This is a genomic window from Kitasatospora sp. NPDC056138 (assembly GCF_042264695.1).
Taxonomy (GTDB): Bacteria; Actinomycetota; Actinomycetes; order Streptomycetales; family Streptomycetaceae; genus Kitasatospora.
The window spans coordinates 167,331-180,726 of sequence record NZ_JBHJVK010000006.1; the positions used below are offsets into that span (position 1 = coordinate 167,331).

The 13,396-nt window shown below is 73.7% G+C and carries 11 protein-coding genes; 8 read left to right on the top strand and 3 right to left on the bottom strand.

Features of this window, described 5'->3' with window-relative positions; genetic code table 11:
- Positions 1-62 precede the first annotated feature (62 nt).
- The 5 genes from ACFC1R_RS06855 to ACFC1R_RS06875 all read left to right on the top strand — a co-directional run bounded on the left by ACFC1R_RS06855 (position 63) and on the right by ACFC1R_RS06875 (position 8,288).
- A complete protein-coding gene (locus ACFC1R_RS06855; RefSeq protein WP_375933891.1) occupies positions 63-4,412 on the top strand; it encodes an amino acid adenylation domain-containing protein in 4,350 nt (1,449 codons plus the stop codon).
- A 157-nt stretch (positions 4,413-4,569) separates the two neighbouring features.
- A complete protein-coding gene (locus ACFC1R_RS06860) occupies positions 4,570-5,826 on the top strand; it encodes an aspartate aminotransferase family protein (RefSeq protein WP_375933894.1) in 1,257 nt (418 codons plus the stop codon).
- A gap of 50 nt (positions 5,827-5,876) precedes the next feature.
- Entirely contained in the window at positions 5,877-6,737 is an 861-nt protein-coding gene (locus ACFC1R_RS06865) for a TauD/TfdA family dioxygenase (protein ID WP_375933897.1), read from the top strand.
- Positions 6,734-7,498: an SDR family oxidoreductase gene (locus ACFC1R_RS06870; RefSeq protein ID WP_375933900.1), complete on the top strand. Its 765-nt coding sequence runs from the start codon at positions 6,734-6,736 to the stop codon at positions 7,496-7,498. Before ACFC1R_RS06865 ends, ACFC1R_RS06870 begins: the two co-directional genes overlap by 4 nt.
- A 4-nt stretch (positions 7,499-7,502) precedes the next feature.
- Positions 7,503-8,288: a methyltransferase domain-containing protein gene (locus ACFC1R_RS06875; RefSeq protein ID WP_375933903.1), complete on the top strand. Its 786-nt coding sequence runs from the start codon at positions 7,503-7,505 to the stop codon at positions 8,286-8,288.
- Between the two features lie 136 nt (positions 8,289-8,424).
- On the opposite strand, the gene ACFC1R_RS06880 is transcribed toward ACFC1R_RS06875, so the two are convergent.
- Together ACFC1R_RS06880 and ACFC1R_RS06885 are read right to left on the bottom strand one after the other, a co-directional pair.
- Positions 8,425-8,691 (bottom strand): DUF6295 family protein, encoded by a 267-nt coding sequence (locus ACFC1R_RS06880; protein ID WP_375933906.1) that lies wholly within the window; start codon positions 8,689-8,691, stop codon positions 8,425-8,427.
- Between the two features lie 2 nt (positions 8,692-8,693).
- On the bottom strand, positions 8,694-9,437 hold the full coding sequence (locus ACFC1R_RS06885; protein WP_375933908.1) for a dienelactone hydrolase family protein: 744 nt from the start codon (positions 9,435-9,437) through the stop codon (positions 8,694-8,696).
- A 326-nt stretch (positions 9,438-9,763) separates the two neighbouring features.
- Between ACFC1R_RS06885 and ACFC1R_RS06890 the strand changes: the two genes are divergently transcribed.
- Together ACFC1R_RS06890 and ACFC1R_RS06895 are read left to right on the top strand one after the other, a co-directional pair.
- Entirely contained in the window at positions 9,764-9,955 is a 192-nt protein-coding gene (locus tag ACFC1R_RS06890; protein ID WP_375933911.1) for an antitoxin, read from the top strand.
- Between the two features lie 372 nt (positions 9,956-10,327).
- Entirely contained in the window at positions 10,328-11,176 is an 849-nt protein-coding gene (locus ACFC1R_RS06895) for an NAD(P)H-binding protein (RefSeq protein ID WP_375933914.1), read from the top strand.
- 127 nt (positions 11,177-11,303) lie between these two features.
- Here the strand turns inward: ACFC1R_RS06895 and ACFC1R_RS06900 are convergent, their stop codons facing one another.
- Complete coding sequence (locus ACFC1R_RS06900; protein WP_375933917.1) at positions 11,304-12,236, bottom strand: NADP-dependent oxidoreductase; 933 nt, start codon at positions 12,234-12,236, stop codon at positions 11,304-11,306.
- A gap of 152 nt (positions 12,237-12,388) precedes the next feature.
- Between ACFC1R_RS06900 and ACFC1R_RS06905 the strand changes: the two genes are divergently transcribed.
- Positions 12,389-13,315 (top strand): AraC family transcriptional regulator, encoded by a 927-nt coding sequence (locus ACFC1R_RS06905; protein WP_375933920.1) that lies wholly within the window; start codon positions 12,389-12,391, stop codon positions 13,313-13,315.
- The last annotated feature ends 81 nt before the right edge of the window (positions 13,316-13,396 follow it).

The following is a 13,396-nucleotide window of genomic DNA, read 5'->3' on the forward strand; positions in this document are numbered from 1 at the left end:
GCACGAACCGGAGACGAACAGACGTGACGTGTACGACGCGGCCCACCTCGTTACTGACCGATGTGTCGCTGACCGACCTGCTGGCACACGACATCCGGGCCCACCCGCGCCGGCCCGCCCTGACCGACGGGATCCGCACCCTCGACTACCGGACCCTCGACATCGTGGCGGGGCACGTCGCGGCCCACCTGCGCAAGCTCGGCGTCGGCCGCCGGGACCGGGTGGCGCTGCTCGGGCCCAGGGACGCCCGCGTGTGCGCCCTGCTGCACGGAGTGCTGCGTTCGGGCGCAGCCGCGGTACTGGTCGACCCTGACTGGTCCGAGTCCGATCTGCGCAGGCGCCTGCAGGCCGTCGACGTCTGCTGCGCGCTCACCACGGACGCCGCCGTCCAGGCGCCGGGGACCTGCCGCACCGAGGTGCTGGACGTCGACGCGCTGGCTGCGGCCGGCCCGCCCGATCTGCCCGTCGCCGACCGGGGCCCGGACACGGACCCGGCCTACCTCTCCTTCACCTCGGGCTCGGGCGGGGAGCCCAAGGCGGTGACCGTCACCCACGCCAACGCGGTGCACTACGCGCGGTCGCTGAGCCACCGGCTCGGCTACACCGATGCCGACGCCCCGTGCATCGCCCACGTCACCACGCTGGCCGCCGACCTCGGCCACACCTCCTGGCTGCTCGCACTCGCGACCGCGGGTTCGGTGCACGTGGTGCCGGACCACGAGGTGCGCGATCCGGAGGCCTTCTGGGCGTCGTTACGCGGCGCCGGGGTGTCGGCGCTGAAGACCACGCCGTCGCACCTGATGGCGCTGCTGGAAGGACGGCCCCCCGCGAGTCCGGCCCTGCACACCGTGCTGCTGGGCGGCGAGGCGCTGCCGCGGGCGTTCGCCGCCGGTCTGCTCGACGACGGCGTGGCGCACCGGGTGGCCAACCACTACGGCCCGACCGAGACCACCGTCGGGGCCACCTGCTTCCTCGCCTCGGCGGCGGGCGACCTGCCCCCGGACGAGACGACCGTCCCGATCGGCACCGCGATCGGCGAGGTGCACCTCAGGGTGCTCGACCGCACCGGACGGCCGGTCCCCGACGGGGTGGCGGGCGAACTCCTCATCGGCGGGAAGGGCGTCAGTGCCGGCTACTTCGGCCGGCCCGCCGAGACGGCGCGCCGCTTCACCCGGCACGACGGGGAACCGCTGTACCGGACGGGTGACGTGTGCCGCCGCCGGCCGGACGGGAACCTCGTCTTCCTCGGACGGTCCGACCGCCAGGTCAAGGTCAGGGGCTTCCGGGTCGATCTCGCCGAAGTCGAGCGGGCGATCGAGGAGTTCCCGGGCGTCGGCCGGGCCGCGGTGATCGTGCGGGAGACCCCCGCGGGCAACCACCTGGTGGCCGCGGTACGGTCGGCGGCCCCTCCCGGCGGGAGCGTGGCACTCGACGCGCTCCGCTCCCACCTGCGCGACCGGTTGCCCGGCTACTCGGTCCCGCAGCCGATCCTCGTCCTGCCGGACCTCCCGATCGGTCCGAACGGGAAGCTCGACCGTGCACGCCTGGACACGGTCCTGAGCGGGATCATCGAGGCCCGGGCCCGACGTGCGCGGACGGGGCAGGCCGACCCGCCGGACCGGATCGACACGGCGCTGGTCCGTTCCCTCGCGGAGTTCTGGGCGGATGCGCTCGGCCTGCCGTTCGTCGGCCCGCACACCGACGTGCTGAGCCTCGGCGGGGACTCGATCCTCGCCATGCGCACCGTCGCGCTGCTGCGCCGGGCCGGACTCCGTGTCGCGTTCGAGGACTTCTACCAGAACCCGACTCCGACCCTGCTGGCCTCGGTCGCCGTACCGGTGGCGGACGGTACGCGACCACCGTCCGCAGCCCGGGACGAGGGTCGGGACAACGGCAGGGACGGCTGCCGGGACGGCTGCCGGGACGGCTGCCGGGACGAGGGTCGGCACCGACGGCTCGCGCCTGCCCAGCGGTGGCTGTTCCGGCAGCCCCTCGACGACCCCCGGCACTGGAACCAGTCGGTTCTGCTGCGGTGCGGGGTGGCCGTCGACGCCGCGGCCCTCTCGGCGGCCGTCGAGGCAGTCCTCGGGCGCCATCCCGCGCTGCGCCGGCCCGTCTCCCCGGACGGCCCCGGCACCCCGCGGCCCGTCGGCGACCTGGACGTGGTGAGCTTCTCCTCGATCCCGCGACCGCCCGGCCCGCTGGCCGAGACGGTCGGCGGCGTCTGCACCGAACTGCACCGCAGCCTCGACCCGGCGGCGGGGCGCCTGATCCGGGTCCACCTCTTCACCGGGCCGCCCGGCGTGGACGACCGGCTGGCGGTGGTCGTGCACCACCTGGCCATCGACGGTCTCTCCTGGCGCATCCTGTTCGACGACCTCGCCCGCGCGTACCGGGCGGCGCTGTCCGGGCAGCGGGCCGACCTTCCGCCGACGGCCGACTTCTACCGGTGGGCCGCAGCGTCACCACCGGCGTCCGCCGACGCTGGGGCGGTCGCGCCGCGCCTGCCGGTGACCTCCGTGACCTCGGCGGGCTCGGCGGGCTCGGTGAGCTCGGTGAGCTCGGTGGCCGCGGTGAGCGGGGCAGCCGGGGCGGCCGACAGCACCGCGCCGGTGGCCGTCAGCTGGGCGCTCGACGAGAGCGCGACCGCCCGGCTCGTCGGGCGGCACGGGCGCGGGCAGGGGCTGGAGGCGTTCCTGCTGTCAGCGCTGGCCGACGCCGTGTCGGACTGGAGCGGTCAACCCGCGCTGCGGGTGGAGGTCGAGACCCACGGCCGCGATGTCGGCGGCGACGACGGCGAGTACCTGGACACCATCGGCTGGTTCACGGCCGTGAAATGGGTGTCCGTCGACTCCCCGGACCGGGACGGCGGCGCCGACCGTACGGGGCGCGACGCGGTGGCCGAGCGGGTGCGCGAGGTCGGGCGGCGCGTGCGGGAGGCAGCCGAACTGCCGATGGACGCGGCAGGCTCCCGCCCCGAGATCGGGTTCAACTTCCTCGGGACGTTCCGTCTGCCGGACGAGCCGTCGCTGGCCTGGTCCGTCGCGGACGAGCAGGCCGGCGCGGCACGGTGCACGGCCGGGGATCCGCTCTATCTGCTCCGCCTGACCGCCCGGATCGTCGAGGACCGGCTGGTGACCGATCTGGTCCACGCGTGGCCGAGGCTGTCCCACGACGGTGCGGAGGGCATCGTCGCCTCCTTCGCCCGCGCTGTGGCGGCCGAGGCCGGGGCCCCGGCGCCGGCGCACACCAGGATGCCGGTGTCGACCTCGGGTCAGCTGCTGCACCCCGGTGCCGCGACCGGCCCGGCCGGCTGCGGTCCCTGTGCGGTGCGCGAACCCGACCGGGTGCTGCTCACCGGGGCCACCGGCTACCTCGGCAGGCATCTGCTCACCGAGTTCGTCGAACGCGGCGCGCAGGTCACCTGCCTGGTGCGCGGAGAGCGCGACGCCGACGCCGCCCGGCGCCTCGGTGCCGGTCGCGACGGCGTCGAGGTGATCGCCGGTGACATCGACCGGGAGGGCCTCGGCCTGTCCCGGGCCGGTCTCGCCCGAGCCCGGGGCGCCCATGTGGTCGTCCACGCCGCTGCGGACGTCAGGCTGGTGGCCTCCCCCGCCGAACTGGAACGGACCAACCACGCCGCCGTGCGGCGACTGCTGGCGTGGATCGACGCACAGGCCCCCGGGGCCCGCTTCCACCACGTCTCGACGCTCGCGGTGGCCGGCCGCGTCGACGGGCCCGCCCGCCGTTTCAGCGAGGCCGACCTGCGGATCGGCCAGAGCTTCCGCACCCCCTACGAGCGGGCGAAGTTCGGTGCCGAGGAGACCGTCCGGTCCTGGGCGGCGTCGGGCCGTCCGTACTGGATCCACCGCAGCGGTCACATCGCGGCGCACAGCCGCACCGGGGCGTTCCAGCGCAACATCGGGGACAACCGGATCTACCAGCTGGTCCGCGGCTACGTGCTGGCCGGTGCGGCGCCGAGGCGGCCGACGACGGCCTTCGCGTTCTCCCACGTCGACACGGTGGCGGCCGGGATCGCGGCGATCGCGATGCATCCGTACGCCGCGCCCGGCGTGTACCACGTCGAGACCCCGCACGAGGTGCCCCACGACGAGCTCGTCGGCTGGCTCGTCGACCACGGCTACCCGATCGCGCTGACCGACGACGACACCTTCACCAGGGCACTGAGCCACGCCGAACGGACCCATCCGACCGCGGCCCGGCTGGCGTCGGCCTGGTCCCAGCTGGAGGACCGCAACATCGTCGTCGACAGCTCCTGCACGACGGCCGCGCTCGGCCGCGTCGGTGTGCGCTTCGCGGCGCCGACCCCGCAGTGGTGGTCCGCCGCGCTGTCGTGGGCGACCGAAGCCGGCTTCCTCCCGTCACCCGTGGCCTCGGGCCTGACGACCTGACGACCCGACAACCCGAGGGTCTGACGACCCGACAACCCGACGGCCTGACGGCCTGACGGCCTGACGGCCTGACGGCCTGACCACGGTCGTCACCGGGTGCTCCACGTACTCCACCGAACCCCGAACGCCGAACCCCGCCGACCAGAGAGTAGGACCCGTGTCCCAGCTGTCCCCGGTGCTCAAACAAGCCACGCCCGTCGTCGCCGTCCGAGGCGAAGGGGTCCACCTCTTCGACGCCGACGACCGGCGTTACCTCGACTTCACCTCCGGCGTGGGGGTGACCAGCACGGGCCACTGCCACCCGCGGGTGGTCGAGGCGGTCCGGCAGCAGGCCGGCCGGCTGGTCCACGGGCAGTACACCACCGTGCTGCACGAGCCGCTGCTCACGCTCACCGAGCGGCTCGGCGAGGTGCTGCCCGAAGGCCTGGACTCGCTGTTCTACGTCACCTCCGGCAGTGAGGCGGTGGAGGCCGCGCTGCGGCTCGCCCGGCACGCCACCGGCCGGCCGAACGCGATCGTGTTCGACGGCTCGTTCCACGGCCGCACGATGGGCGCGGCGGCCCTCACCACGGCGGGCACCCGGTTCCGTGCCGGAATCGGCCCGGTGATACCCGGCGTCGCGGTGGCGCCGTTCCCCTCCGCGTTCCGGCTCGGGATGACCGAGGAGGCGGCCGTGGAGCACGCCCTGCGCGGGCTGGACCACGTGCTCGCCACCGTCAGCGCACCCGGCGAGACCGCCGCGATGTTCGTCGAACCGGTACTGGGAGAGGGCGGCTACGTCCCCGCCCCGGCGGGGTTCCTGGCCGGACTGCGAGAACGCGCGGACCGGCACGGGATCCTGCTGGTGCTCGACGAGGTGCAGACCGGGTTCGGCCGGACCGGCAGGTTCTGGGCCCACCAGCACCACGAGGAGGTCGTACCGGACGTACTGATCACGGCCAAGGGTCTGGCCAGCGGTTTCCCGCTGTCCGCGATCGCGGCGCCGACCGCGCTGATGCGCAAGGCCTGGCCGGGTTCGCAGGGCGGCACCTACGGCGGGAACGCGGTGGCGTGCGCCGCCGCACTCGCGACACTCGACGTCATCCGCGACGAACGCCTGGTGGAGAACGCCGCCGAGCAGGGCCGACGGCTGACCGACGGGCTGCGGAAGGTCGCGGCCGGTGCCCCGGTCATCGCCGACGTGCGCGGACCGGGGCTCATGGTGGGCAACGAGTTCTGCCACCCCGACGGCACCCCCGACCCGGCCACCGCCCAGCGTGCCCAGAAGGCGGCCGCCGACCTCGGTCTGCTGCTGCTGCCCTGCGGCGTGTACCTGAACGTGGTCCGGATGGTTCCGGCGCTCGTGGTCAGCGCCGAACAGATCGACGAGGCACTGGCGCTGTGGTCGCGGGCCGTGGCCGTCGCGACCGCCTGACCACCCGGTGCAGACGATGGAGGCGGATGATGGAGGGAGCAGTCCACGGCATGCCCGATGACACCGTGACCGAGATCGGCTGGAGCAGCACGGACCTGGAGTCCCGACGCGAGCTCTGGTCACTGCCGCTCGGCGACGACGACCGGCGGCTCCTCTGGGCCGACTCGCAGGCCGCTCGGTGGGGCCGGGCCGAGGGGGTGCGCGGGAGGCTGCGCGCCTTCGTGCTCGGCAGCATCCGGTCGGTGGGCTTCGCCCACGTCCGCAACCTGATCGATCCGTCTGCGGCCGACGACGAGATCGTGACGGGCCTGTCCTTCGTCCTGCGGGAGTTCGGGGAGGTCGTCGCCCAGAACACCCAGGGCGACCTGACCCAGGTGCTCCGTGACCGGGACGGCGACGGGGCCGCCGAGCTCGGGTTCCACTGCGACACCTGCGACCTGCTCGTCCTGCTCTGTCTGCAACCCGCCGTACGGGGCGGGGGCGACACCAAGCTGGCGAGCGCCCGGAACGTCCACGACATCATCGAGCGGGAGCGGCCGGACGTCCTCGGCACGCTCCGCGAGGACTGGACCTTCGACCGGACCGGCCGGGTCGGCGAGCAGGTCGTCGTCTCCCCGATCCTCTTCACCCAGCAGGACGGGACGGTGGGCTGCTACTACCAGACCCGCACCGTGCGGACGTCCCCCGAGCGCGGCGGGCCGCCGCTGACCGCCCGCCAGTGGGAGGCCCTCGGCGTCCTGGACGAGGTCCTCTACCGGCCGGAGATCGCCTTCGGCCTGCCCATGGCGGCGGGCGACCTGCTCGTCATCCGCAACAGCCGGGTGCTGCACGGGCGTTCGCCCTACATCGACGAACCGGGACCGGGCTCCCGCCGGATGCTCAGGGTCTGGATGAACACGGAGGTACTGTGACCACCACGGAGGGCAACGGCAGGATCGGCATCGTCACGGGTGGCGGCAGCGGACTCGGCCGGGCCGGTGCGCTCGCCCTGCTCGACGCCGGCTGGTCGATCGCCGTGGCCGGCCGGCGCAAGGAGGCGCTGGAGGAGACCGTCGCCCTCGCGGGAGCGGACCCGCGCCGGGTGATCGCCGTCCCGACCGACATCAGGGACCCCGACGAGGTCGCGGCCCTGTTCCGGACCGTACGCCGGCACTTCGGCCGGGTGGACCTGCTGTTCAACAACGCCGGTGCGGCCACCCCGCGCAGGCCGATCGCGGACGTGCCGTTCGAGGACTGGTCGCGGGTGATGGACACCACCGTCACCGGCACCTTCCTCTGCGCACAGGAGGCCTTCCGCACGATGAGCTCGCAGTCGCCGACGGGCGGGCGCATCATCAACAACGGTGCCCCGTCGGCGCATTCGCCGCGACCGAACTCCATCGCCTACACCACGGCCAAGCACGCCGTGCTCGGACTGACCCGCGCGCTGTCGCTGGACGGCCGGAGGTTCGGCATCGCCTGCGGGCAGATCGACGTCGGGAACGTGGCCCCGGTGGACGGAAGTCCGCAGCCGCCCGCCATGCAGGCCGACGGGAGCATGGCCGTGGAGGCGACGATCCCCGTGGAGCGCTTCACCGAGGCGCTGCTGCTGATGGCGTCGATGCCGCTGGACGCCAACGTGCAGTTCCTCACCGTGCTGCCGACGGCGATGCCGTTCATCGGAAGGGGCTGACCGCGTGCTCGTCAGCGCCCGATCCTTCGACGAGTACCGGGCGATGTTCGCGCTGTCGGACCACGACCTCTCGCTGCGCATCCTGGACTGTCCGGGCGGGGCGGCGAACTTCGTGGCCGTGGCCGGGGCCCGCGGCACGGACGCCGTCGCGGTCGACCCCCAGTACGGCGGGGGCCGGAACCGGTACGGCGAGGGCCGGGACGCGCTCGGCGCGCTGGTCCTGCGCGAGATCGAACACAAGCACGCGTTCCTGGTGGAGAACGCGGCGAACTTCGTCTGGACCTGGTTCGGCGACGTCGAGCGCTACACCCGGCTGCGGGCGCAGGCCGCCCGCACCTTCGCCGCCGATCTCGCAGCGCGTCCCGACCGCTACGTCGCCGGGGCCCTGCCCCACCTGCCGTTCGCCGACCGCTCCTTCGACCTGGTGCTCAGCTCCCACCTGCTGTTCTCCTACGGGGCGCAGCTCGACGAGGACTTCCACCTGAGCGCCCTGCTCGAACTGGCCCGCGTGGCGGCCCGGCAGGTGCGGCTGTTCCCGCTGCTGCTGCACACCAGCGACGAGCGGTACGGTGCGCTCGACCGGATCCGGGAGGAGCTGGCCTGCCACGGCATCCCGACCCGGCTGGAGCAGGTCGACTACGAGTTCCAGCCCGGGGGCAACGAAGCGCTGGTCCTGGAGTGCGGCGGCCACCGTCCGCCTCCGAGGACGGCTCCCGGTGCCCGGCCCGCGGCCGGCGGCTTCGATCCGGTGCGCTGGCGCCACCTGGACGCCGGCCCGCCGCCCGGATGACCTCGGGCGCCTGTGGGGAGCCGTACGCCGTGGGGTCAGCGGCCGCACCGGGCGGCGCGGGCAGGCGGTCCACCTCCACGACCGCCCGCCCGCCGCACTCAGCGCCCGGGCTACCGCCCGGGGCCGGTGGGCACGGTCAGCCGGTGAGTTCGGCGGGGACCGCCGCAAGGGCCTCCTGGATGGCGGCCACCAGTTTGCGGGCGGAGTCCGCGGTGAGCTCCAGGGCGACCCGCGCCGAGGGGCCCTTGGCCGGGTCGGCGAAGTCGATGTTCAGGGTGTGCTCGGCCATCGCGTGCACGGGGTGGTCGAAGTACACCGTCACGTCGGACACGTGGAACCAGGAGCCGCCCGGCCCCTTGGCACTGCCGTCGATGGCGTCCTTGACGGTGGTGTAGGTGCACATGCTCAGGCTCCCAGGTGCTTGGCGTAGAAGGCGGCGATCCGCTCCCACCCGTCGTTGGCCGCGGCCACGTTGTAGGAGGGGCGGTCCGTGGCGAAGAAGGCGTGGCCGGCGCCCTGGTAGGTGTGGAACTCGAAGTCCTTGCCGTGGGCGGTCAGGATCTGCTCCAGCTCGGAGACCTGCTCCGGGCCGGGGAAACTGTCCTCGACGCCGAACAGGCCCAGCAACGGCGCGCCCAGCCGGGGCAGTTGCCCGACCAGGTTGGTGACCTTCAGCGGGAAGCCCTCCGGCGGCGTGCCGGTCACGAAGGCTCCGTAGCAGTCGACGGCGGCGTCCAGGTCCAGCGTGCAGGCCGCGAGCACCGCCTGCCGCCCGCCCGAGCAGTAACCGATCACACCGACCCGCCCGTTGGAGGTCGGCAGGGAGCGCAGCCATCCGGCGGCCCCGGCCACGTCCCCGATCAGGCGCTCGTCCGGGACCCCGCCGGCGGCCCGGGCGGTCGCGGCCGCGTCGTCGGGCGCGGCTCCCGGGGCCTCCCGGAAGTACAGGTTCGGGCAGATCGCGTCGTAGCCCAGTTCCGCGAAGCGGCGGACGATCTCCTTGGTCCCCCGGTCGTAACCGGGCATGTGGTGGATGACGACGACGCCGCCGCGCCGTTCCGCACCCTCCGGACGGGCCGCGTAGGCCTCGATCTCGTCACCGTCGTGGCCGCTGATCCTGATGGTCACGGCGCTCAGGGAATCGTTCATGGGGTCAGCTAAACACCGTGGGTGTGCGTGCGCCCGTGTTTTTCGGGGCTCCGTCGGAAAATCGTCCGCCGACGGATCGTCCGCCGGCCGCCCCGGCGGAGTGTGCCGCGCGGCGCCGCTCGCCGAAGCGGCTCCGGATCACCGGTGTTTAGCGGGATCCGGGCAGTTCGCCGGCCGGTCCCGGGCGGGCGGATCCGGCCCGGGACCGGTGCCCGGCGGTCCGCCGGCCGCTTCGCGGGCTCCCGGGCCGCGCCCGGCGGGCGTGCGGACTCCCCGGTGTGCGGCGACGCTGGCAGGGCGGGGGAACCTCGGCAAGGAGGACACTCATGTCCGTACTGGACAAGCTCAAGCAGCTGCTGAAGGGCCACGAGGAGCAGGCTTCGAAGGGCATCGACTCGGCAGGGGACTACGTCGACGGCAGGACGCAGGACCGGTACAGCAGCCAGGTCGACACCGCCCAGGACGCCTTGAAGGACCAGTTCGGCGCGGGCCACCAGCCGGACGACCCGCCTCGGTAGCCGGGCCCGGCGGTTGCGGCCCGGGAGCGGCGGTTTCCGGCCGGAGCTGCTCCCGCGACCGGGCCGTCCCGCAAGCGCGGATCGGAGCCCGCGCCCGTCCGGGCGTGGGCTTCCCGGTTGTGCCCCGGGCTCCCGGGAGCAGCGCGGGGTTGCTCCGGCGTGGTCCGGCGTGGCCGGAAACCGCCCCCGGTCGGCCTGCGGCTGGAACAACCGGTACGCATGCACGTTGTAACCCCGTACGGCCGTTGCACCTCCGTACGGCCGACCGGAGCCGAACCCGGAGCCGAACGCCGAGCCGAACGCGGTCAGCCACCGCCTCGGCAGTCTTCGAAGACGCAGTTCCCGACCCGACCGAGAGGACCCCTTGTGATCGTGGTGACCGGAGCAACCGGCAACATCGGACGCAGTCTTGTCGAGCAGCTCCTCGCTCAGGGCGCACCGGTACGCGCCCTGAGCCGCAACCCCGAGCGCGCCGGGCTGCCGACCGCGGCCGAGTCCGTACGGGCCGACCTGACCGACCTCGCGTCCCTCGAACCGGCCCTCCGGGGCGCCGAATCGCTCTATCTCAACCTCGCCGCGGGCGGCAGTGCGGTGGTGGGCGAGGTGGTGGACGCGGCGGTCAAGGCGGGCGTGCGCCGGGTCGTCCTCAACTCCTCCCTGTCGGTGACCGGCACGCCGGCCGACGACAAGGGCTTCATCTCCCGGATGCACGCCTCCGCCGAACACCTGATCCGAGCCTCCGGGCTGGAGTGGACCTTCGTCCGCGGTGGGACGTACGCCACCAACACGCTCCAGTGGGCCGCGGGCATCAAGGCTGACGGCGTGGTCCGGGGGCCCTACCCGGAGGCGGTCGCCGCGCCGGTGCACGAGGCGGACCTCGCCGCCGTCACCGCCCGCGCCCTGCTGGACCGTACCGGCGCCCACCTCGGCACGGCCCCCTACGTGACCGGGCCGCAGGCGACGACCCCGGCCGCCCAGGTCGCCACGATCGGACACGCGCTCGGACGTGAACTCCGTTTCGAGAAGGTCACCGTGGAGGCGGCCGTCGGGGCGTTGACCTCCCAGGGGGTCCCCGGCGTGGTGGCGGCCGAACTCGTCGACTACCTCGCCGCCTCGGTCGGCACCGAGCCACTGGTCACCGACGAGGTCCAGCGCATCACCGGACGCCCGGCCCGTACCTTCGAGGAGTGGGCCCGCGACCACGCGGACGACTTCCGCTGACCGCCCCGCCCCGGTCCGACACGAAGCCCGATCCGAGGCCCGCCCCCGGCAGCGTGTGCACCTCGAACGTCGGTGGCATCCGACGCGAGCGGCGCACCCGGCGAAGGCGGTGCTTCGGCGGCTCGGGTCAGACGGTCAGCACGATCTTGCCCTGGGTGCGGCCCGATTCGATCAGTGCGTGCGCCTTGGCGGCCTGCTCCAGCGGCAGCACGTGCTCGACGTACGGCTGCAGGCGGCCGCTCTCGACCAGCTCGGTCAGCGCCTCCAGGCCGACGTGGTCGGGCTCCACCGTGACGCCGGCGAAGCGCCTGCCCTCCGCGGCGGTGCGGGCGGCGAGTTCGGCGTCGGCTCGCTGCACGATGGTGACCAGCACGCCGCCGGGGCGCAGGGTGCGCAGCGAGCGCTCCCCGTAGCCGTTGCCGATGGTGTCGAGGACGACGTCCAGGTCGCGGAGTTCCTCGGCGAAGTCGGTGGTCCGGTAGTCGAGCACATGGTCGGCGCCGAGCTCGCGGACGAAGTCGCGCTTGGCCGCACTGGCCGTGGTGTGGACCTCGGCGCCGCGCGCCTTGGCGATCTGCACCGCGAGGTGGCCCACCCCGCCGCCGCCGGCGTGGATCAGCACCCGCTGGCCCTCCGTCAGCTTGGCGGCGTCCACCAGTCCCTGCCAGGCCGTCAGTCCGGCCAGCGGCAGCGCGGCGGCCTGCACGTGGTCCAGTCCCTTGGGCTTGCGGGCGAACTGGAGCGAGGGGGCCGCGACGTACTCGCCGTACCCGCCGGCCGCCCGGGGGAAGAACGGCATGCCGTAAACCTCGTCGCCGACGGCGAACCGGCTGACCCCGGGCACCACCGCCTCGACCACACCGGAGACGTCCCAGCCGAGCACGAACGGCGGCTCGCCGAGGAGCGGGAACGCGCCCGCCCGGACGTACGCGTCGACCGGGTTCACCCCGCTCGCGTGCACCCGGACCAGGACCTCGGTGGGCAGCGGCTCGGGCTTCGGCGCCTCGGTCACGTGGAGGACCTCGGGGGCGCCGAAGGACCGCTGGGTGACGACTCGCATGACTGGTTGCTCCTTCCGGCTGCGGTCCGGCTGCTGCCGACCGCTTCTGGACTTAACGATAGGGAGCCGGATCGAGACGATGAATGGCCAGGACGCTCTATTTACTGTCTCATCGTCTCGCCATCCGTACGCCATGGCTCTAGACTCGTCGCATGGACATCCTCACCGAGGTGGTCGCCTCCATGCGGACCGGCCGACCGCGTTCCGCCCGCACCGAGTGCCGGGCCCCCTGGGGCCTGCGCTTTCCCGAGGGCAAGGGCACCGGCTTCCACGTGGTGATGTCGGGCACCTGCTGGCTCGTCACACCCGACGGCACGTCGACGGCGCTGAGCCCGGGCGACATCGTGTTCCTGCGCGACGGCGCGGAGCACGTGCTGACCGACGTCCCCGGTTCACCCGTGGTCGAGTTCGCCCCGGTGCGGGCCGATCCCTCCTCCCCCATCGGACAGATCACGGTGGACGGCCCCGGCGCCCGGACGTCCCTGCTCTGCGGCGCCTACCAGCTCGACCGGGAGCAGCCCCACCCGCTGATCGCCGACCTACCCGACGTGATCCACCTGTCCCCGCACCGCGGCCGCCACCCGGCGCTGCGCTCCGCGATCGACATGCTCGGCGCGGAGTTGGAGCAGCCCCGGCCCGGCTCGGAGGGGATCGTCGCCGAGCTGATCGACCTGCTGCTGCTCTACATCCTGCGCGCCTGGTACGACGACCAGCCGGCCGACGCCACCGCGGGCTGGGCCGCCGCGCTGACCGACCCCGCCATCGCGCCCGCCCTGCGGGCGATCCACAGCGCGCCGGGGCGCCGCTGGACGGTCGAGGACCTCGGCGAGAGCGTCGGCCTCTCCCGGGCCGCCTTCGCCCGCCGTTTCACCGCACTGGTGGGCGAGCCCCCGCTGGCGTACCTGACGCGCTGGCGGATGACCACGGCCGCCACCCTACTGCGCCAGTCCGACACCTCGATCGGCTCGGTCGGCGAACAGGTCGGCTACGGCTCGGAGTTCGCGTTCGCCAAGGCCTTCAAACGCGCCCACGGCCTGCCGCCCGGCCAGTACCGCCGTCAACTCCGCCCGGTCGCTTGACCGACCCCTCGGAGTGCGGTCTACGGTCTGCGGCAGTGAACCTGCGGCAGTGAACCGACGGGGCGGCGGCGGCCCCACCGG

Excerpts from the sequence above, each read along its gene's own strand:
- ACFC1R_RS06890 (WP_375933911.1), top strand. The coding sequence starts at position 9,764 with ATGTCCGTACTGGACAAGCTCAAGCAGCTGCTGAAGGGCCACGAGGAG.
- ACFC1R_RS06885 (WP_375933908.1), bottom strand. The coding sequence starts at position 9,437 with ATGAACGATTCCCTGAGCGCCGTGACCATCAGGATCAGCGGCCACGAC.
- ACFC1R_RS06865 (WP_375933897.1), top strand. The coding sequence starts at position 5,877 with ATGCCCGATGACACCGTGACCGAGATCGGCTGGAGCAGCACGGACCTG.
- ACFC1R_RS06880 (WP_375933906.1), bottom strand. The coding sequence starts at position 8,691 with ATGTGCACCTACACCACCGTCAAGGACGCCATCGACGGCAGTGCCAAG.
- ACFC1R_RS06900 (WP_375933917.1), bottom strand. The coding sequence starts at position 12,236 with ATGCGAGTCGTCACCCAGCGGTCCTTCGGCGCCCCCGAGGTCCTCCAC.
- ACFC1R_RS06905 (WP_375933920.1), top strand. The coding sequence starts at position 12,389 with ATGGACATCCTCACCGAGGTGGTCGCCTCCATGCGGACCGGCCGACCG.